Source organism: Streptomyces liliifuscus (assembly GCF_016598615.1).
Taxonomy (GTDB): Bacteria; Actinomycetota; Actinomycetes; order Streptomycetales; family Streptomycetaceae; genus Streptomyces; species Streptomyces liliifuscus.
The window spans coordinates 10411950-10430065 of record NZ_CP066831.1; the positions used below are offsets into that span (position 1 = coordinate 10411950).

15 protein-coding genes are annotated in these 18116 nt (G+C 70.8%); 5 read left to right on the plus strand and 10 right to left on the minus strand.

The window, feature by feature from the left end; translation table 11 throughout:
- Window positions 1-2: 2 nt before the first annotated feature.
- Window positions 3-953, minus strand: coding sequence for a TauD/TfdA dioxygenase family protein (locus JEQ17_RS45425; protein ID WP_200400785.1), 951 nt, complete (start codon window positions 951-953; stop codon window positions 3-5).
- A gap of 88 nt (window positions 954-1041) precedes the next feature.
- Window positions 1042-1746: a TetR/AcrR family transcriptional regulator gene (locus tag JEQ17_RS45430; protein ID WP_200400786.1), complete on the minus strand. Its 705-nt coding sequence runs from the start codon at window positions 1744-1746 to the stop codon at window positions 1042-1044.
- Between the two features lie 167 nt (window positions 1747-1913).
- On the opposite strand from JEQ17_RS45430, the gene JEQ17_RS45435 reads away from it, so the two are divergent.
- Window positions 1914-3428 carry an APC family permease gene (locus JEQ17_RS45435; protein WP_200400787.1) on the plus strand — a complete coding sequence of 505 codons (1515 nt, stop codon included), beginning with the start codon at window positions 1914-1916 and terminating at the stop codon, window positions 3426-3428.
- Window positions 3429-3455: 27 nt separating this feature from the next.
- Window positions 3456-5114 (plus strand): amidohydrolase, encoded by a 1659-nt coding sequence (locus tag JEQ17_RS45440; protein WP_200400788.1) that lies wholly within the window; start codon window positions 3456-3458, stop codon window positions 5112-5114.
- A 31-nt stretch (window positions 5115-5145) separates the two neighbouring features.
- Here the strand turns inward: JEQ17_RS45440 and JEQ17_RS45445 are convergent, their stop codons facing one another.
- Together JEQ17_RS45445 and JEQ17_RS45450 are read right to left on the minus strand one after the other, a co-directional pair.
- Window positions 5146-5691 carry a GNAT family N-acetyltransferase gene (locus tag JEQ17_RS45445; protein ID WP_200400789.1) on the minus strand — a complete coding sequence of 182 codons (546 nt, stop codon included), beginning with the start codon at window positions 5689-5691 and terminating at the stop codon, window positions 5146-5148.
- 77 nt (window positions 5692-5768) lie between these two features.
- Window positions 5769-8573: a beta-L-arabinofuranosidase domain-containing protein gene (locus tag JEQ17_RS45450; RefSeq protein ID WP_200400790.1), complete on the minus strand. Its 2805-nt coding sequence runs from the start codon at window positions 8571-8573 to the stop codon at window positions 5769-5771.
- Window positions 8574-9098: 525 nt separating this feature from the next.
- Between JEQ17_RS45450 and JEQ17_RS45455 the strand changes: the two genes are divergently transcribed.
- Window positions 9099-11018, plus strand: coding sequence for an RICIN domain-containing protein (locus JEQ17_RS45455; RefSeq protein ID WP_407700174.1), 1920 nt, complete (start codon window positions 9099-9101; stop codon window positions 11016-11018).
- 99 nt (window positions 11019-11117) lie between these two features.
- Here the strand turns inward: JEQ17_RS45455 and JEQ17_RS45460 are convergent, their stop codons facing one another.
- Window positions 11118-11573 (minus strand): MarR family winged helix-turn-helix transcriptional regulator, encoded by a 456-nt coding sequence (locus JEQ17_RS45460; RefSeq protein ID WP_200400792.1) that lies wholly within the window; start codon window positions 11571-11573, stop codon window positions 11118-11120.
- Window positions 11574-11771: 198 nt separating this feature from the next.
- Between JEQ17_RS45460 and JEQ17_RS45465 the strand changes: the two genes are divergently transcribed.
- Together JEQ17_RS45465 and JEQ17_RS45470 are read left to right on the plus strand one after the other, a co-directional pair.
- Window positions 11772-12740, plus strand: a complete 969-nt coding sequence (locus tag JEQ17_RS45465) for an alpha/beta hydrolase (protein ID WP_200400793.1) — start codon at window positions 11772-11774, stop codon at window positions 12738-12740.
- A gap of 195 nt (window positions 12741-12935) precedes the next feature.
- The gene (locus JEQ17_RS45470; RefSeq protein ID WP_200400794.1) at window positions 12936-13460 is read left to right on the plus strand and encodes a MarR family winged helix-turn-helix transcriptional regulator; all 525 of its coding nucleotides are present in this window, start codon (window positions 12936-12938) and stop codon (window positions 13458-13460) included.
- A gap of 6 nt (window positions 13461-13466) precedes the next feature.
- Here JEQ17_RS45470 and JEQ17_RS45475 read toward each other — a convergent pair whose 3' ends face one another.
- Genes JEQ17_RS45475 through JEQ17_RS45495 form a run of 5 tightly spaced genes read right to left on the minus strand, consistent with a single transcriptional unit; the run spans window position 13467 to window position 18058 of the window.
- Entirely contained in the window at window positions 13467-15230 is a 1764-nt protein-coding gene (locus JEQ17_RS45475) for a PP2C family protein-serine/threonine phosphatase (RefSeq protein ID WP_200400795.1), read from the minus strand.
- Window positions 15227-16303, minus strand: coding sequence for an ATP-binding SpoIIE family protein phosphatase (locus JEQ17_RS45480; RefSeq protein WP_200400796.1), 1077 nt, complete (start codon window positions 16301-16303; stop codon window positions 15227-15229). The genes JEQ17_RS45475 and JEQ17_RS45480 overlap by 4 nt, the downstream gene beginning before the upstream one ends.
- Window positions 16303-16743: an anti-sigma regulatory factor gene (locus JEQ17_RS45485; protein WP_200402055.1), complete on the minus strand. Its 441-nt coding sequence runs from the start codon at window positions 16741-16743 to the stop codon at window positions 16303-16305. The genes JEQ17_RS45480 and JEQ17_RS45485 overlap by 1 nt, the downstream gene beginning before the upstream one ends.
- Window positions 16743-17162: an STAS domain-containing protein gene (locus JEQ17_RS45490; protein WP_200400797.1), complete on the minus strand. Its 420-nt coding sequence runs from the start codon at window positions 17160-17162 to the stop codon at window positions 16743-16745. Before JEQ17_RS45490 ends, JEQ17_RS45485 begins: the two co-directional genes overlap by 1 nt.
- On the minus strand, window positions 17159-18058 hold the full coding sequence (locus JEQ17_RS45495; protein WP_200400798.1) for an STAS domain-containing protein: 900 nt from the start codon (window positions 18056-18058) through the stop codon (window positions 17159-17161). Before JEQ17_RS45495 ends, JEQ17_RS45490 begins: the two co-directional genes overlap by 4 nt.
- Window positions 18059-18116 lie beyond the last annotated feature (58 nt).

The following is an 18116-nucleotide window of genomic DNA, read 5'->3' on the forward strand; positions in this document are numbered from 1 at the left end:
CCTCACCAGCGCTGCGGTTCGCTCCCCACGATCGGTGCCGACGGCTTGCCGTCCACGCCGACCGGGACCTCTCCCGCGAGCATCACCCGGTGCATGACCCGGGGGTGATCGAGATGCGTCGTGTCGCTGGGAGCCAGGTGGATGGTGGCCCTGTTGTCCCAGAAGGCCACACTCCCCGGCTCCCAGCGGAACCGCACGGTGTACTCGGGCCGGGTCGCCTGCCCGAGGAGCATCTCCAGCAGGGGTGCGCTCTCCATGCGGGACAGCCCCAGGATCTGCTCGACGTAGTAGCCGTTGACGAACAGCACCCGCTCGCCCGTCTCCGGGTGCACCCGCACCAGGGGATGGTCGGTGGCGATCTGCCGGTCCAGGAGATGCCGTACGTACGCGTCGTCGCCGGGCCGTGGCTGATAGCCGACCCCCAGCCGGTGCTCCGCGCGCAGCCCGTCGACGAAGTCCCGTACGGGCCCCGAGAGCCCCGCGTACGCGGCCGCCAGGTTGGACCAGGTGGTGTCGCCGCCGTACGGGGGCACGTCCTCGGCGCGCAGGATGGTCGCGGCCGGGGGATCGACGCGGGCGCCGTGGTCGCAGTGCCAGCCGCGCAGCAGGGAGTGCCGGCGCCTGCGCAGCCACTCGTCGTGGTCCATGCCGTAGCGCCCGCCGAGTTCCAGCCGGTCCGCCGTCGTCTCGACCTCGGGGAAGTCCGGGGGAGAGGCGCTGCCGCGCCTGCCGAGGCGGACCGGTTCGCCGAACCGACGGGCGAACGCGACATGCGAGGAGTGGTCCAGGCGCTGCCCCCGGAAGAACACCACCTTCCAGCGCAGCACCGCCGCCCGGATCCCGGCGACCACCGCGTCGTCCAGGTCCCCGGCCAGGTCGACGCCCGTGATCTCGGCGCCGATGTGTCCCGCGACCGGCTTCACCTCGACCTGTGTGTCCCTGTCCGTCGTCATCCAGGCTCCGTCGATCGCTCGTTCCGACTCGTCCGGGCAAGCATGACCGCTCCCTACGGAGTGCGACAGTGCGCGTCGGGGGAGCGGTTCACGTCCGCGCGCGAAGGGCCGGGGCCCGGGCCGCCAGTGCGTCGAGCAGCAGGTCCACGGCCGCCTCGAAGGAGCTCTCGGCCATGGCGTGCAGTTCGCCCCGCACCTCGCTCAGCGCGGGATAGGACTCCGGGGCGACCGACTGGTAGGCCTCCGTCCACGCCCGCTCGTCGGCCTCTCGCTGCTCCCTGGGGAGTGCGTGGCACGCGGCGTCCAGCGCCGCGTGACCGAGGACGGTGTCGATGAAGGCCAGATAGAGACGGACGGCCTGGGCGGGCGGGAATCCGGCGGACAGCAGCAGACCCACGCCGGTCTCCACGGCGTGGAACTCGTGCTCACGACGGGTGATGCGGTACGAGGCCATGGCGGCCGCGCGCGGATGGGCGAGATAGCCGGCCCGCACCCGCATCGCCATCTCGCGCAGCGAGGCGACCCAGTCGGGGCCCGGGACGAAGCCGGCCATGGCATCCCCGATGATCCGGTCGGAGACGGCCAGCAGCAGATCGTCGGTGTTGCGGAAGTAGCGGTACAGCGCGCTCGGGTCGCAACCCAGGGCCGCGCCCAGGCGGCGCACGCTCAGTGCCTCCGGACCGTGCTCGCCGATCAGCCGCAGCGCGGTCTCGGTGATGAGCTCCTTGGACAGCACGACGCCCGAGGCGGTCGGGCGGCGGCGTCGGCGTTCCTGCGGGGCGCGGGTGGGCATGAGGGCGGATCCCTTCGCACGGTCGACGGGCCTGGGCACGCTCAGTGAACGGCTCACCGCGGCCTTATGTCAACAGTATTGACGCAAGGTGTGCGGCCGTTGTTCCATCCTTCGCATCCCCACACGGCTCTTCCTCCCGTCCCTCTCCCTCCTCGTGAGGAGCCCCGATGTCCTCCCTCGCTCCCGGCAAGTCCGCTCCGGACCGTCCGCCCGCCGAACTGCGCCGCTCGCTCGGCGTCGTCGACGGTGTCGCCATCGCCGCCTCCAGCACGGCGGCCACCACCAGCATCGCCATCGGCATGGGCACCATCGGCACGATCGTCGGGCTCCAGGCCCCGGCCCTGCTGCTCCTGGCGTTCCTGCCCGTCCTCGGCATCGCCACCGCCTTCGCCCGCCTCAACCGCTCGGAACCCAACTGCGGCAACGGCTACACCTGGGTCGGCAAGTCCCTCGGCCCCTGGCCCGGCTTCCTGGCCGGCTGGGTCACCCTCGTCGGCTCGATCATCTTCCTCGCCTACACGAGCGCGGTGACCGGCTCGGTCGTGCTGATCTTCGCCAACAAGGCAGGCCTGGACTCCCTCGCCGGGGTCGCCCTGGACCCGACGTCCACCGCCGTGAGCACGGTCGTCGGTCTGGTGGTCCTCGCCGCCGTCACCGTCCTCGCGATCACCGGGGTGCGCAGCGCCACCCGGCTCCAGTTCGGCCTGCTGGTCTTCGAGTACGCCGTCCTGCTGGTCTTCTGTACATGGGCCCTGGTCACCGGCCACCAGGACTTCTCCTGGGCCTGGTTCAACCCCTTCGAGATCTCCAGCGGCACCGCCTTCGCGCAGGGCATGGTCCTGGCGGTGTTCTTCTTCTGGGGCTGGGACGCGGCGTTCAGCGTCACCGAGGAGACCAGGAGCCCCGGCGACTCGGCCCGCGGCGGGTTCATCGCCCTGTTCGCCATGCTCGGGCTCTTCATCTTCGCCTCGGTCGCCTTCCAGCGGGAGATGAGCCTGGCCGAACTCATCGAGAACGGCCCGCAGGCCCTCCCGTACCTCGGCGCCAAACTCGCCGCCGAACCCTGGGCCAGCCTTCCGCTGCTCGCCCTGATGTTCTCGGCCGTCGCCTCCGTCCAGTCCGCTGTCATCCCCACCGCCCGCGGACTGCTCGCCATGGGCCGCGACCGCACCATGGGCCCGGTGTGGACCCGTATCCACCCCAAGTACGGCACGCCCGCCGCCGGAACCCTCGTCGTCATGGCGATCGCCACCGCCATCGCCCTGCTCGCCATGGCCATCCCCAAGCTGAGCGACATGCTGCTGGCAGCCGTGAACGCCATCGGCCTCGTCGTAGCCCTCTACTACGGCCTCACCGCGCTGGCCTGCGCCGTCCGCTTCCGCGCCGCCCGGCACGACGGGCCCCGCGAGGCACTGCTCGCGGTCGGCGTGCCGGCCGCCTCCGGACTGGTCCTGCTCGGCCTCGGCGGCTACCTCGGATACTCGTACCTGACCATGACCGACCACATCGAACTCAGCCCCGACAACGGGTGGTTCATGCTCTCCCTGCCCCTCACCATCGTGCTGAGCGGCCTCGTCATGGCGGCCGTCGCCAAGTACGTCCGCCACTCGCCGTACTTCACCACCGGGCGCGGCACCGATGCCGACGCGCTCGCCCTCCCGATGGACCGCACCGCCGTCTGACCCCCTCTCCTCTGGAGCGTTGAACCCATGTCCCACCCCCAGGCCGCCGACCTCGTCCTCACCGGCGGACCCGTCCACACCGTCGACGCCGCGCGCAGCCGGGCCACCGCCGTGGCCGTGCGCGGCGGGCGGATCGTGGCCGTCGGCCACGACGAGGTCCACGAGCTCATCGGCACCGGTACCGAGGTCGTCGACCTCGCCGGACGACTGCTGCTGCCCGGTTTCCAGGACGCCCATGTCCACCCCCAGGGCGCGGGCACCGAACTGGGCCTGTGCCACCTGAACGACACCGTCGACCCGCAGGAATACCTGCGGCGTGTCAGGGCGTACGCCGACGAGCATCCGGAGGCCGAGTGGATCACCGGGGGCGGCTGGTCCATGGAGGCCTTCCCCGGCGGCACCCCAACTGCCGCGCTGCTGGACACGGTCGTCTCCGACCGGCCCGTGTTCCTGCCCAACCGGGACCACCACGGCGCCTGGGTCAACTCCCGTGCCCTGGAACGGGCCGGCATCGACGCCCGCACCCCCGACCCGTCCGACGGCCGCATCGAAAGGGACACCGACGGCAACCCCACCGGCATGCTCCAGGAGGGCGCGGCCCACCTGGTGTCCCGCCTGATGCCCGACCGCAGCCCCGAGGAACAACTCGCCGCGCTGCTGCGGGCCCAGTCGGTCCTGCACTCGTACGGGGTCACCGCCTGGCAGGACGCCATCGTCGGCGAGTTCGCCAACATGACCGATCCGACGCCCGCCTATCACGAGGCGGTCGACCGCGGACTGCTCACCGCCCGGGTCGTCGGTGCCCTGTGGTGGGACCGGAGCCGGGGCGGCGAACAGATCCCCGAACTCGCCGCCCGCAGGGCGGAGTCGAGCCGGGGACGGTTCCGGGCCACCACTGTGAAGGTCATGCAGGACGGCATCGCCGAGAACCACACCGCCGCCCTGCTCGGCCCGTATCTCACCGGCTGCGGCTGTGCCTCCGACAACTCCGGCATCAGTTTCGTCGAGCCGGACGAGCTGAAGAAGTACGTCACCGAACTCGACGCGCTCGGCTTCCAGGTCCACTTCCACGCGCTCGGCGACCGCGCGGTGCGTGAGGCGCTGGACGCCGTGGAGGCGGCCCGCACGGCCAACGGGTGGCGCGACACCCGCCACCACCTCGCCCACCTCCAGGTCGTCCACCCCGAGGACGTACCGCGCTTTCGCGCACTGGGCGCGACCGCCAACCTCCAGGCGCTGTGGGCCGCCCACGAACCGCAGATGGACGAGCTCACGATCCCGTTCCTCGGCCCCGAACGAGCCGCGTGGCAGTATCCGTTCGGCGACCTCCTGCGCGCCGGAGCCACCCTCGCCGCGGGCAGCGACTGGCCGGTCAGCAGCCCCGACCCCCTGGCGGCCCTCCATGTCGCCGTCAACCGCGTCGCCCCCGACGCACCCGAGGGCACCCCGGCCTTCCTGCCGGACCAGAAGCTCGACCTCGGTGCCGCCGTCGCCGCGTACACGGCGGGCAGCGCCCACGCCAACCACCTCGACGACACCACCGGCAGCATCACCGTGGGCAAACTCGCCGACCTCGTCGTCCTGGACCGTGACCCCTTCGCAGGCCCGCCGGAGGAGATCGCCGCCACGCGGGTGCTCCAGACGTTCGTCGACGGCCGTCGGGTGTACGCGGCGACCGACGCGTGACAGACGGGACGAGGAACGGACCAGGCCCGGACTAGGCCCTGTCGGACGGCTGCCAGTCCGAGGCCAGCAGGCCGAACAGCAGGTCGTCCGTCCACTCGTCCTTGAGCCAGGTGGCCTGGCGGAGAAGGCCTTCCTGGACGAAGCCGAGCCGTCGCAGCAGCCGGGCCGAACGGTCGTTGCGCGCGTCGCACTCGGCGGAGACCCGGTGCAGTCCTCGGCGCTCGAAGAGATCGCCGAGGACGGCCCGTACGGCCTCGGCGGCGTAGCCGTGACCCTGCCGGTCGCCGGCCAGGGTGAAGCCGAGCTCGGCCTGCATGCGGTTCTCGTGCAGGCAGACCCCGACGTCTCCCACCAGACAGCGGTCGGCCTTGAGCTCGATCGCGTACTGGAACCATCCCGGTTCCTCGGGCGACCCCGCGGCCATGCCCCGCACCATCCGGACCGCCGAGTCGAGCGGCACCGGCGCGGTCCAGCTCTGGTAGCGGGCCACCAGCGGATCGGACCGGTACGCGGCCAGCGGCGCCGCGTCCTCGGCGAGGAACCGGCGCAGTACGAGCCTCGGGGTCTCCAGCAGCATGGCCCGATCGTCCCACGGCCGCGATACGCACTCGGATCCGCGGCGCCGGGGACGTCGGGCCATGCCCGGACGGGGCGTCAGGACTGGTACGAGGCGTTCTGCGCCGTGGTCACCACCTGCCGGCCGTCGGCCTGACCGAGAAGGCCCGCCGACACCCAGGAGTTCACCGTGCTCTGCACGCGCGAGACCAGTGCGGCCTTGCTGCTGAAGGGGGCGCCCGCCCAGACCTCGTCGAGGAATGTGGTGCCGTCTGCCTTGGCCGGGTTGGTGACGCCGGAATCGGTGCCGCCGAAGACCACCTTGGGCTCGGAACGCCTGAAGTAGGCGTGGGTGGGGTCCTCGGTGCCCTCGGAGAACGGGGCGAACTCCGTGCCGTTCAGCGTGTAGTGGAGCGGCTTGCCGGACACGGGGGAGAGGCTCGGCAGCAGATCGCCGGAGAGCGCGGCGTTGCGGAAGAGCCCGAACTGCAGGTAGCTCGTCCCGGAGTTGCGGGCGACCAGGTTGACCGGACCGTAGAACAGGGTCTGCAGCCCCGGGTCGTCGAGGGCCTTCTCGACCCGGGCCCGGAACGGGATGGCGACCTTCACCACGTCACCACTGCGCCACGTCCGTGAGACGGCGAAGTAGCTCCCGGCGACCGGAGTCCCGCTCACCGCACTGCCGTTGACCGTCACCCGGAAGCCGCTCGTCGCCCAGGACGGCACTCGCAGCCGCAGCTCGAAGGCCGCGCTGCCGCCGCCGAAGGTGAGGGTGGAGCCCTGCTCCCTCGGGTAGTCCGTGCTCTGCGTGACCGTGACGCCCTTCTCGGCCCAGGCCAGGGTGGTCGGGCTGTACAGGTTGACGTACAACGCGCTCCCGTCGGCCTTCTTGAAGTACACCGAGTCCTGGTACTTGGTGGCGCTCTCCATGCCCGTGCCCTCGCAGCAGGTGGTGCCCTGCTTGGGGGTGTAGTCCCGGACATGACCGGGCGTCAGGCCTATGAAGTAGGTGACGAGCGGCTTCTCCGCGTCGGCCTTGTCCTGCTTGGAGCCGAGGACCTGGTTGTAGAGGGCCCGCTCGTAGTAGTCCATGTACTTCGGGTCCTGCTCGTGGAAGAACAGCATCCGGCTGAGCTTGAGCAGGTTGTACGCGCAGCACGACTCGGCGGTGGTGTCGCTGATCGTCCCCGCGACGACCCCGCGCGCCTTCCAGAACTCGGCCGTGCTGGTTCCGCCGATGCCGTACATGCGATGGGGCACGACCATGCCCCAGAAGTTCTTCGCCGCGGTGAGGTAGCGGGCCTCGCCCGTCGCGTCGTACAGCCGGATCAGGCCGGTGAAGATGGGGATGTGCTGGTTGGCGTGCAGCCCGTCGAGCGTGTCGGTGTTCGCGGCGCAGGCGTCGATGAGCTTGTCGAGGTCGAACAGCCTGGCCAGTGCCAGATGTTCGGCCTTGCCGTTGATCGAGTACAGGTCGACGATCGTCTCGACGATTCCGCCGAACTCACCGCTGGAGAAGATGCCCCACATCCGCTGCAGGGTGGCTTCGGGCAGCTTGGACAGCCGGGAGTACATCCAGTCGCACATGCCGGACGCGAGATCGAGCGCCCGCGCGTCGTCCGTGGCGAGGTAGGCGTCCAGCAGTCCCTTGAGGATCTTGTGCGCGGTGTAGTAGGGCGCCCACACCTTGGTGTAGTCCGGGCTGGTCCGCGACTCCAGGTCGATGAACTGCGTCTCCGGATAAGCGGCGAGGAACCCGGCGTGGCTCGGCCCGCCCCAGGTCCGGCGCAGGGTGGCGGTCAGCCCACGGCCCGAGGCATCGGCGAAGGTACCGCCCGTGGTCTCGTCGAAGGTGTACGAGGCCAGGGTGCCGCGGCCCGCCGAGGAGGCGGCGGCGCGGTTGCTCTGCAACGACGTGATCTCGGCGGCGGTCAGCGCCCGAGACCAGACGTTGAACTCGTCGTAGACGCCCGCGAACACCGGGTCGTCGAAGTTCGAGCGGCCGAGCCAGTTGTTCGTCAGGGCGCCCAGGGACGACGGGTTGAGCGTCATCGACGTGTTCTGGGCGACGGAGGTGCCGTTGACGTAGAGGGTGCCGGTGGAGCCGGAGATCGTGACGGCCAGGTGGCTCCACTGGTTCAGCGGCAGGGCGGCGGTGCCGTTGAGTCCCTGTTCCCCGCCGGGCCCGTTGGTCGAGATGGCGAAGCGCGGTACGCCGCTCGCGTTGCGGGCGGCCAGGTACATGTACCGGGTGTTGTTGTTGCCGAAGTCGAAGACCCGGGTCCAGTTGGCGCCGTGGGTGGGCTTCACCCAGGCCGACAGGGTGATCGTCGCGGAGCCGTTCAGCACGGCGGCCGGCAGGCTGACGTACTGGTAGGAGCCCCGCACGTTCTCCGCCGCGGTGCCGAACCTCCCGGTGGCGCTGAGCACCGCCGGGTCCTTGCGCAGGGCCGCGCGCACATCGGTGAGCGCGCCGGTCATGGTCCGGATCTTGTCGGCGTACACCTGGTCGCCGGTACTCGCGTACGCCTGGGACAGCATGGTCAGGAAGTGGCCGGTGTAGTGGCCGCGGAGATTGCCGTTGGCCTCGCCGTCCAGGCCCTCCCAGCCACCCGGGGCGACCGCGCCGCCCGTGGAGAGCCCGGCGTTTGCGCGGAACACCTGGAGCAGCCGGTTCACGTCGTAGCCGCGCCCGTGGTCGAGCATCAGTTGACGCTTCGCGGCGAAGACGCCCTGACCGACCTTCACGTCCTTGAGCTCGAACGGCCGGAGCGTCCAGGCGGAGGGCGCGGGCAGCGTCGCGGCGGCGGCCGAGCCACCTCCCGCCGCGTACGAGAACGCCGGGGTCGCCGTGGCGAACAGTGCGGCCTGCAGGAGTCTCCGTCTGGGGAGGGCGGGGGCCATGCGTTCCTCGTCTCTGAGCGGAGGGTCGGGACCGGGCGACAGGTGTACGGACGCTGGAGATGTTCGAAATCCCGTACAGTGTGCGGAAGTTCGACCAAAACATAGATTTGGGGTGGGGGTACGTCAACGCTTCCGGCGCGTTCGACTCCGGTTGTTTTCGCGCGGCCGGTGTCTGTCGTGGATGTCGTCCCCCGGGTCGGGTGCGACTGATGGAAATCCAGTGGTGACGATCCGTTGACTTCCGTGTGGTGCGGGCCTAGCTTCGGCGTCTCATCGGTTCGACAACTCGTGCAGTGTTCGATATGTCGACCATCTCGTGTGTTCTGGGTTGCCGTGCCCCCGGAAGGACCCCCGCAGTTCGCTCCCCGTGCAAGACGTCTGTGCAGAGCTGTCGTTGTCCGCGCCGCCGTTCTCGCCCTGGCCGCCGGCGCCCTCGTCGGCCTCCAGGAGCAGGGATCCCTCGATCTGGACCGGGCACAGCCGGTCGCGGTGACGTCGAATCAGATTCCGGTTCCGACGGCGCCGATGGGCTGGGCCTCCTGGAACACCTTCGCCGCCAGGATCGACTACAACGTCATCAAGACGCAGGTCGACGCCTTCGTCGCGGCGGGCCTGCCGGCGGCCGGCTACAAGTACATCAACCTCGACGAGGGCTGGTGGCAGGGCACCCGCGACAGCGCGGGCAACATCACGGTCGACGAGTCCGAGTGGCCCGGCGGTATGAGCGCCATCGCCGACTACATCCACAGCAAGGGTCTCAAGGCCGGTATCTACACCGACGCGGGCAGGGACGGCTGCGGCTACTACTTCCCGACCGGCCGGCCCGCGGCCCCGGGCAGTGGCAGCGAGGGCCACTACGAGCAGGACATGCTCCAGTTCTCGCAGTGGGGCTTCGACTACGTCAAGGTCGACTGGTGCGGCGGCGACGTCGAGGGCCTCGACGCCAGGACCACGTACCAGGCCATCAGTGACGCGGCCGCGAAGGCGACGGCCACCACCGGACGGCCGCTCACCCTGTCGATCTGCAACTGGGGCAAGCAGAACCCGTGGAACTGGGGTGCCGGGATGGCCGCCCTGTGGCGGACCAACACCGACATCATCTTCCACGGCAACTCGCCGTCGTGGGACAGCATGCTGACCAACTTCGACACCAACGTGCATCCCACCGCCCAGCACACCGGCTACTACAACGACCCCGACATGCTGATGGTCGGCATGGACGGCTTCACCGCCGCCCAGAACCGCAGCCACATGAACCTCTGGGCCGTCTCCGGGGCCCCGCTCCTCGCCGGCAACAACCTGGCGACGATGAGCACCGAATCGGCGAACATCCTGAAGAACCCCGAGGTCATCGCGGTCGACCAGGATCCGCGCGGCCTCCAGGGCGTCAAGGTCGCCGAGGACACCTCCGGGCTGCAGGTGTACGGCAAGGTCCTCTCCGGCACCGGCAAACGCGCCGTCGTCCTGCTCAACCGCACCTCCAGCGCGCAGAACATGACCGTCCGGTGGTCCGACCTGGGCCTGACCAACGCGTCGGCGACGGTCCGCAATCTCTGGACGCGGGCGAACGTGGGCAGTTTCGGGACGAGTTACACGGTCAACGTGCCCGCCAAGGACTCCGTGATGCTCACGGTCACGGGCGCCACCGAGGCCGCGAGCACCACGTACGAGGCCGAGGCGTCCGGCAACACGAAGGGCGGCTCCGCGGCCGACGCCACCTGCGCCAACTGCTCCGGCGGTACCAAGGTGGGCGGTATCGGCAACGGCCCGGCCAACACCCTGCGGTTCAACGGCGTTTCGGCGGCCGACACGGGCACCAAGGTCGTCGACATCGCCTACACCAACGGTGACAGCACGGCCCGTACGGCGGTCCTCCAGGTCGACGGGCAGACGGCCACCAAGGTCTCCTTCCCGCCGACCGGCTCCTGGACCACACCCGGCACCGTCTCGGTCGAGGTGTCCCTGGCCAAGGGCTCGGCGAACACCCTGACGTTCTCCAACGCCTCCGCCTGGACGCCCGATCTGGACGCGATCGAGGTGCGGCCGCTGCCGGGCGCCAACGGCACGGAGTTCATCGGGCAGCAGTCGAGCCGCTGCCTCGACGTCGACAACAACACCATCACCAACGGGACCCAGGCGCAGTTGTGGGACTGCGCGGGCGGGGTCAACCAGTCCTGGACGTACACCGCGCGCAAGGAGCTCGTGGTCTACGGCAACAAGTGCCTCGACGCCTACCAGGCGGGGACCACCAACGGCACGAAGGTCGTCGTCTGGGACTGCAACGGCGGCAACAACCAGAAGTGGAACGTGAACGCGGACGGGACGGTGACCAATGTGAACGCCGGGTTGTGCCTGGATGCGTACAACGCCGCTACCGCCAACGGGACGAAGGTTGTCCTGTGGACTTGTGGTGGGGGTGCCAATCAGAAGTGGGCTCGGCAGTAACGCTTCGCTGGATGCGTGGTGATTCGTCTGCGGGTTCGGTGGGGGCTTGTCGCGCAGTTCCCCGCGCCCCTTGAGGGGCGGGGCTGCGGGGCCGTGTCCCTACCGGGTGACGTTTGTCGTCAGTAGGCGGAGCAACTGCTTTGCCGTGGCGTCCTGTTCGGGGGTCAGGGCCATGGCGTCGCCGATGGCCAGGGGGACGGTGTCCGCCTGTTCCTTGAGCCGGGCTCCGGCGTCGGTGAGGCGGAGGGCGACGGAACGCTCGTCCTCCGCCCGGCGCTCGCGCCGCAGCAGGCCGTTCGCCTCCAGGCGCTTGAGGAGCGGGGAGAGCGTGCTGGACTCCAGCTGGAGCGCGTTGCCCAGGTCCCGTACGGAGATCTGGTCCTGCTCCCACAGTACGAGCATGACCAGGTACTGCGGATAGGTCAGTCCGAGTTCGTCCAGCAGGGGCCGGTAGCGCGCGGTGACCGCGCGTGAGGCCGCGTAGAGGGCGAAGCAGAGCTGGTCGTCCAGGAGCAGGGAACCCTCCTGGGTCGGTTCGGCCCCTGGTGTGCTCACGGTGTCGCTCCCTGGTCCTGTGCCTGCTCCGGTGCGTTGCACGGCGATCTCCACTCTACCGTTCGAGTCTCCTCGATTCTATCGGACCCTAATAAGTTGCGCACGACTGAATAGCGCGCTACTTTCGTGGTGTGCCGCCGCTCCGGCGAAAGACCGTCGACGGAGCCTGCCCACGGCACCGGATCCGAGGAGATCGCCATGACCGACACCACCGGCACCCGTCCCGTCCTGGAGCCCGCCGCCGCGGCCTTCGCCGAGGCGACCGCGAACCCGCCCTACCTCTTCGACCTCGGCCCGGCGGAGGGCCGCAAGACGGTCGACGAGGTGCAGTCGGGCGACATCACCAAGCCCGACGTCGACGAGGAGTGGGTCACGGTCTCCGGCGGCCCCACCGGACAGGTCCGGGCACGTATCGTCCGTCCGGCGGGTGCCTCCGGGGTCCTCCCGGTGATCATCTACATCCACGGCGCCGGCTGGGTCTTCGGCAATGCCCACACCCACGACCGCCTGGTCCGCGAGCTCGCCGTCGGCGCGAACGCGGCCGTGGTCTTCCCCGAGTACGACCTCTCGCCCGAAGCCCGCTACCCGGTCGCCATCGAGCAGAACTACACCGTCGCCCGGTGGGTCGTCACCGACGGCGCCGGCCACAACCTGGACGCCTCCCGGATCGCGGTGGCGGGCGACTCCGTCGGCGGCAACATGAGCGCGGCCCTGACCCTGATGGCCAAGGAGCGCGGTGACGTGCCCCTCGTCCAGCAGGTCCTCTTCTACCCGGTCACCGACGCCGCCTTCGACACCGGCTCCTACCACCAGTTCGCCGAGGGCTACTTCCTGCGCCGCGACGCCATGCAGTGGTTCTGGGACCAGTACACGACCGACGAGGCGCAGCGCGCCGAGATCACCGCGTCCCCGCTGCGCGCCACCACCGAACAGCTCACCGGCCTGCCGCCGGCTCTGGTCATCACCGGCGAGGCCGACGTCCTGCGCGACGAGGGCGAGGCGTACGCCAACAAGCTGCGCGAGGCGGGCGTCGCGGTCACGGCGGTCCGCTACCAGGGCATCATCCACGACTTCGTGATGCTGAACGCCCTCGCCGACACCCACGCGGCCCGCGCCGCCATCAGCCAGGCAGTGACCGTACTGCGGGGCGCTCTCGCCACCGGCTGACCGGCCGTCCGGCCATCGACCCGGCCTCCCTCCCCGCACACCGCGCGCGGGGACGGGAGGCCGGGCGGCGTTCGGCCCCGGGCGGTCCGGACAGGCGTGCAACGAGCGGGAGCCGGGCCGTGTACGACCCGGTTCTTCGGGTAGGGCCGACCTACATGACAGCTGCCCTGTCCGCAGTTCACTGAGAGAGCGCTTGTGGAGACCGACCGGCCCACGGGCCGCGACCAGGACCCCGGCAACGAGCCGGACACGCTTGCCCGCCACGTCGTCGACACGGTGGAGAGTCTGGTGACGCTCTGGTTCGCGGCGGCCGAGGACGTCGTCCCCCAGCTGTCCGCGCGTCAGCTGTTCGCCCTGCAGACGGTCCGCCGCCGGCCCGAGCTCAATCTCACAGCTCTGGCCGAGCACTTGGAGATAGGACTGCCCACCGCCAGCCGATTGTGCGGCCGGCTCGTGTCCGCCGGGCTGCTGCAACGGACCGTCCAGCCCCACAACCGACGTGAGGTGAGGTTGGTGGTCACCGCCGACGGACGACGGTTCCTCGCGGACGTCACCGAGCGGCGATCCCTGTGTCTGGCCACCGTGTTCCGGGCGATGACACCCGGCGAACGTGCTTCCCTGCAACGGGGACTGGGCGCCTTCGAGCAGGCCCACGCCCGCACACGGCCGCGACCGCGGGGCGACACGCAGGGCGGGGGAGAAGCGGTGACCGGCGGCTGAAGCCCGTCAGACGGGCAGTCCGATGGGGGAGGGCCGTGCCGTCTCCGCCTCCCGGCTCGGGAGGTGGCAGAGCAGCAGACACACGTCGTCGTCCCGCTCGGAGTCGCTCAGCAACGGATGCAGGAGACGGTCGGCCGAACCGTCCAGATCCGTGTCGAGATCCTGGGACCGGAAGGCCCCGAGCGACGCGGCGAGACGCTCGATGCCCGGGTCTATGCCCTGGGCGCGGCGCTCGACCAGCCCGTCCGTGTAGAGGGCCAGCGTCGAACCGGGGGTGAGGGGCACGGTGTGGTCGCCGATCTCCTGCCGCAGCGGGATGCCGAGCATGGCACCGGGCTTCGCGTCGAGCGTGTGCACCTGTCCGTCGGGGGTGCGCAGCACCGGCGGAGGGTGGCCCGCCGCGGCCCAGGTGAGCATCGGATCGTCGGGGTGGAAGCGGGCGATGACGGCCGTCGCGTACAGATCGGGCTGCAGGTGGTGGAGGAGGATGTGCAACCGGGTGAGGAGCTGGCCGGGGGTGCCTCCGTCGACGGCGTACGCGCGCAGCGCGGTGCGCAGTTGGCTCATCATGACGGCGGCGTGCAGTCCGTGCCCCGTCACGTCGCCGATGACGGTGATCAGGCTGCCGTCGGGCTGGCGGAAGGCGTCGTACCAGTCCCCGCCGATGTTCAGACCGTGGGTGGCCGGCAGATAGCGGGCCGCCAGGCGCAGTTCCGGAGTGGTGGGCAGGTCCGTGAGCAGGGCCCGCTGGAGAGTCTCGGCGATGTCGCGGTTGTGTTCGAAGCGCCGGGCGTTGTCGATGGCGATGCTCGCGCGGCGCGTGAGTTCGATCAGCATGACCGCGTCGTCGGCGTCCCAGCGGTCGCCGGGCGGCGTGAGGATCAGCACCCCCAGAGGTGCCCGCCGCGTCGGCAGCGGAACGCACAGCAGGGGCGTCGCGGGATGCAACGCCGAGGGCGGCTGATCGTCGACGCCGGGCAGGCCGCCCGGATGGTCGGCGGCGTACTGAGGGCGCCCGCTGCGGGCCGCGACCACGGCGGCGGCCGGGCGCGGACTCTGCCGCAGCTCGTCCTCCTCGCCCTCGAACAGCCACACATCGACACTGCGGGCGTACTCCGGCACCAGGAGACTGGGCAGGCGGCGCACGATCTCGTCGTGGTTGAGCGAAGCCGTGAGTACGGCGCTGGCGTCGGCCAGGAACGTCAGCCTGCGGCGGGCGCTCTCCGCCTCCGTACGCGCCTTCCGTTCGGCGGCGAAGAGTTCGCGCTGGGCCCGGCCCGCCGCGTCCAGTTCGGCGTGCAGCGCCAGCACTCCCTGGTTGGTCTGGTGGAGCTCCTCCCGGTGGAAGTCCACCAGTCCTTCCTGTTCGCCGAGCTTCTCCAGCACCAGGGCCGTGTCCTCGTCGGCGCCCAACAGCGCCTCGGCCAGGACCGCGGCGTCGTCCGCCACGGGGCCGACGTCGGAGAGGTCCGCGCCCTCCGGGCACGTGACCGTCATGTGCCACGGCGGCTGTCCGTCGGCGCCGGCGTCGTCGCACGAGGTCACGACGGCTCGCAGGAGACCGTCCTCGGGCGGCAGCGAGGGCGTCTCTTCGAGGCAGAGCCGCCATGTGCCGCCCTTCGTGAGGCACTGCCGAAGATGCGCGCTGAGCGCGGTGGTCAGCCGGGTCCGCTCCAGAGCGGGCACCCCGTACGCGGCCGTCAGGCGTGCCGTGTCGATACGGGCCCGTGCGGCGTCGGTGACCGAGGTGATGTGCCAGGTACGCATCATGGTGTGCCGTCCGGCGGAACGGGGCTCAGTACGGCGACGGCGGTGTCGTCCCGTACCGGCCGGGCGGAGCTGCTCGCGTCGCGCACCGTCACGGAGGCGATCACAGCCGGGTCGAAGGACGCGAGGCAGGCGTCCGCGGGCGGGGTCCAGCGGCTGGGCAGCCCGTCGCTGTGCAGGACGAGCAGACAGTCCGCTCCCCACGTCGCCCGGTGCTCGGGGATCGTCGTGGGCCGATGGGCTCCGACTATGCCGGGACGGGACAGCAGGGGCCGCCAGCCCTCACCCGTACGCAGCCGGGCACCGATGTTCCCGATCCCGGAGAAGGTCAGCTGCCCCGTCTCGGTGTCGAGTTGGGCGACGGCGACCGCGGCACCCCTGGTGGGGCGCAGTTCCGCGTCCAGGTACCGGAGCACTTCGGCAGGCGGCAGATGGCCCGAGCGGCGCAGTGCCTCAACTGCCGCCGACGAGGCCTGAGCCGCGTCGGGGCCGTGGCCCAGTCCGTCGGCCAGCATCAGGGTCGTACGGTGGCCCGACCGGACCCACGCCCAGGCGTCACCGGAGAACTCCCCGCCGGCGAAGGGGATGTTGACCCCTCCCGCCCGAACCGTGGCGGCGGCCGGTGCGGGCGGGGTCGCGTGACTGCGACCGCGGGCGGCGGTACCGATCCGCGCCAGCGCTACCGTGCCCCGCCCCGGTGCGCTGTGCAGGTCGAAGTCGTCGGCGATGCGTCGGCAGGCGCCGAGGCCGGCGCCGAGGGTGGACGCCGTGGAGAAACCGTCGCGCAGGGCGGCCGGGACATCGGCCATGCCGGGGCCGTGGTCGATCGCGGCGATCTGCACCACGGAGGCCGCCGCCTGCCCGGCCGGCAGCACGGGAGGGGGCACGGTCTCTATGAGCAGCTGGCCTCCCTTGGCGTGCTTGAGCAGGTTGGTGGCGAGTTCGGTGGCCACGAGCGCGGCCGCTGCGGTGCGGTTCCCGTCGAGCCCGGCCAGGGCGGCGGCGCCCTCCGCCGCGACCCTGGCGTCGCGCACGCGTGTCGAGTCGTGGACCGGGACGTCCCAGACGCGGGGCATCAGGTCTCCTCCCGTTGCCGCGGCGGACGGACGGTCCACGAGGTCACCGTGACCGTGGTGCCGTTCCCGGGGCTGCTGTCGACCGAGAACTCGTGGACCAGCCGCCGGGCACCGCCCAGCCCCATTCCGAGACCGTCCCCCGAGGTGTAGCCGTCGCTCAGCGCCCGCTCCAGGTCCGCGATGCCCGGGCCCTCGTCGATGAACGCCAGCCGCAGCCCCGGCGCGTGACCGTTCTTCAGGACCGTGGCCTCCACCTCACCGCCCCCGCCGTGCACCAGTGTGTTGCGGGCCAGTTCGCTCGCCGCGGTCACCAGCTTGGTCTGCTCCACCAGACCGAAGCCCAGCTGAGCGGCCGTCTGCCGCACATGCTGCCGTACCCACACCAGATCCATGTCCGAGTGGATCGGCAGGCGGGCGTCGACACAGCCGGCTGTCTGCATCACGGACTCTCCCGCCGTGTGCCGCGGGGACGGTACGGAGATGTCTCCCCGGCGAGGAGGCCCAGGGCGTCCTCCGTGGTGAGCGCGGTGCGCAGACCCGGCAGCGTCAGACCCAGCTCCACCAACGTGATCGCGACCGCCGGCCGCATGCCGGCCACCACGGTCTGCGCGGCGAGGAGTCCAGCCTTGGCCGCGATCTCGGCCAGCACACGCCCCAGGAACGAGTCGACCATCTCGACCCCCGAGAGGTCGATGACCACACCGGTGGTCGAGCTGCTCGCGATGGTCTCGCTGATGTCCTGCTGGAGCCGTTCGGCCGTACTGTCGTGCAGATCGCCCTGGAGGGTCACGAGCAGGACGTCGCCGAGCCTGAGCACCGGGACGGACCCCCACGGAGGTCCGGCGTGCGCTTCGGTCACCGCGCGACCGCCCCACGGGGCTTCGGGTCCACGATGCCGGAGCCCTGCTGGTCGAGCGCGTACGCCAGGGCGTCGGCGAGGCTGGCGCGGGTGACCACCGTGCCCAGGTCGAGGCCGAGGTGGACGATGGTCTGCGCGATGGCCGGCCGGATGCCGGAGACGATGCACTCCGCTCCCATCAGCCGCGCGGCCGCGACCGTCTTCATCAGATGCTGCGCCACGAGGGAGTCGACGGTCGGCACACCGGTGATGTCCAGGATCGCGAAGCGCGCGTGCTGGTCGACGACCGATTCCAGGAGCGTCTCCATCACCACCTGGCTGCGCGCGCTGTCGAGCGTGCCGATCAGCGGTACGGCGACGATGCCGTCCCAGAGCTTGATCACGGGCGTGGCCGTCTCCAGCAGTTCCATCCGCTGCCGGTCGATGAGCGCCCGGCCCTCGTTCAGCGCCGACTCCATGACGACCAGCCGCAGCGTGCCCATCAGCACGGTCACCGCGGTCGCGCACTCCCGTACGTGCTCGGCGGACGCCTGGGACAGGTCGGCCACCAGGAGGTCCACGACGGGTGGTCGCAGGGCGTCCACCTCGTTCGACACCTGGGCCGAGCCGGCACCGGCGCGTGACCTGGCCGCCGCCGTGCGCGTCAACTGCTCGCGCACCACGGTGAAACCGTCCGCCTCGGCGTCCTCGACGCGGCCGGCCGCGGCCACCGCGGCCAGTGCCTCGACCACGGCCTTGCCCGCCTCCACCGCTTCGTCCCTGGACACGGTGAAGACCGTACGGAACAAGGGGGTGTCGGCCCACCGTTGGGCGATCTGCTCGCGGCGGCGCCGCAGGAAGTCCCCGACCTCCCGCGCGGGCGATCCGTGCTGTCCTGCCGTTTCGTGCTCCGGCACCTGTTCCACTCCTCACATGCGTCGAATCGCTCCGAACTTGCCGAAGGCAACGAGAAAG

What these genes read in the sequence shown, in the direction of transcription:
- JEQ17_RS45455 (WP_407700174.1), top strand. Translation starts at nt 9,099, where the DNA reads ATGGGCTGGGCCTCCTGGAACACCTTCGCCGCCAGGATCGACTACAAC.
- JEQ17_RS45430 (WP_200400786.1), bottom strand. Translation starts at nt 1,746, where the DNA reads ATGCCCACCCGCGCCCCGCAGGAACGCCGACGCCGCCGCCCGACCGCC.
- JEQ17_RS45465 (WP_200400793.1), top strand. Translation starts at nt 11,772, where the DNA reads ATGACCGACACCACCGGCACCCGTCCCGTCCTGGAGCCCGCCGCCGCG.
- JEQ17_RS45440 (WP_200400788.1), top strand. Translation starts at nt 3,456, where the DNA reads ATGTCCCACCCCCAGGCCGCCGACCTCGTCCTCACCGGCGGACCCGTC.
- JEQ17_RS45425 (WP_200400785.1), bottom strand. Translation starts at nt 953, where the DNA reads ATGACGACGGACAGGGACACACAGGTCGAGGTGAAGCCGGTCGCGGGA.
- JEQ17_RS45445 (WP_200400789.1), bottom strand. Translation starts at nt 5,691, where the DNA reads ATGCTGCTGGAGACCCCGAGGCTCGTACTGCGCCGGTTCCTCGCCGAG.
- JEQ17_RS45450 (WP_200400790.1), bottom strand. Translation starts at nt 8,573, where the DNA reads ATGGCCCCCGCCCTCCCCAGACGGAGACTCCTGCAGGCCGCACTGTTC.
- JEQ17_RS45485 (WP_200402055.1), bottom strand. Translation starts at nt 16,743, where the DNA reads ATGCAGACAGCCGGCTGTGTCGACGCCCGCCTGCCGATCCACTCGGAC.
- JEQ17_RS45435 (WP_200400787.1), top strand. Translation starts at nt 1,914, where the DNA reads ATGTCCTCCCTCGCTCCCGGCAAGTCCGCTCCGGACCGTCCGCCCGCC.
- JEQ17_RS45475 (WP_200400795.1), bottom strand. Translation starts at nt 15,230, where the DNA reads ATGATGCGTACCTGGCACATCACCTCGGTCACCGACGCCGCACGGGCC.
- JEQ17_RS45480 (WP_200400796.1), bottom strand. Translation starts at nt 16,303, where the DNA reads ATGCCCCGCGTCTGGGACGTCCCGGTCCACGACTCGACACGCGTGCGC.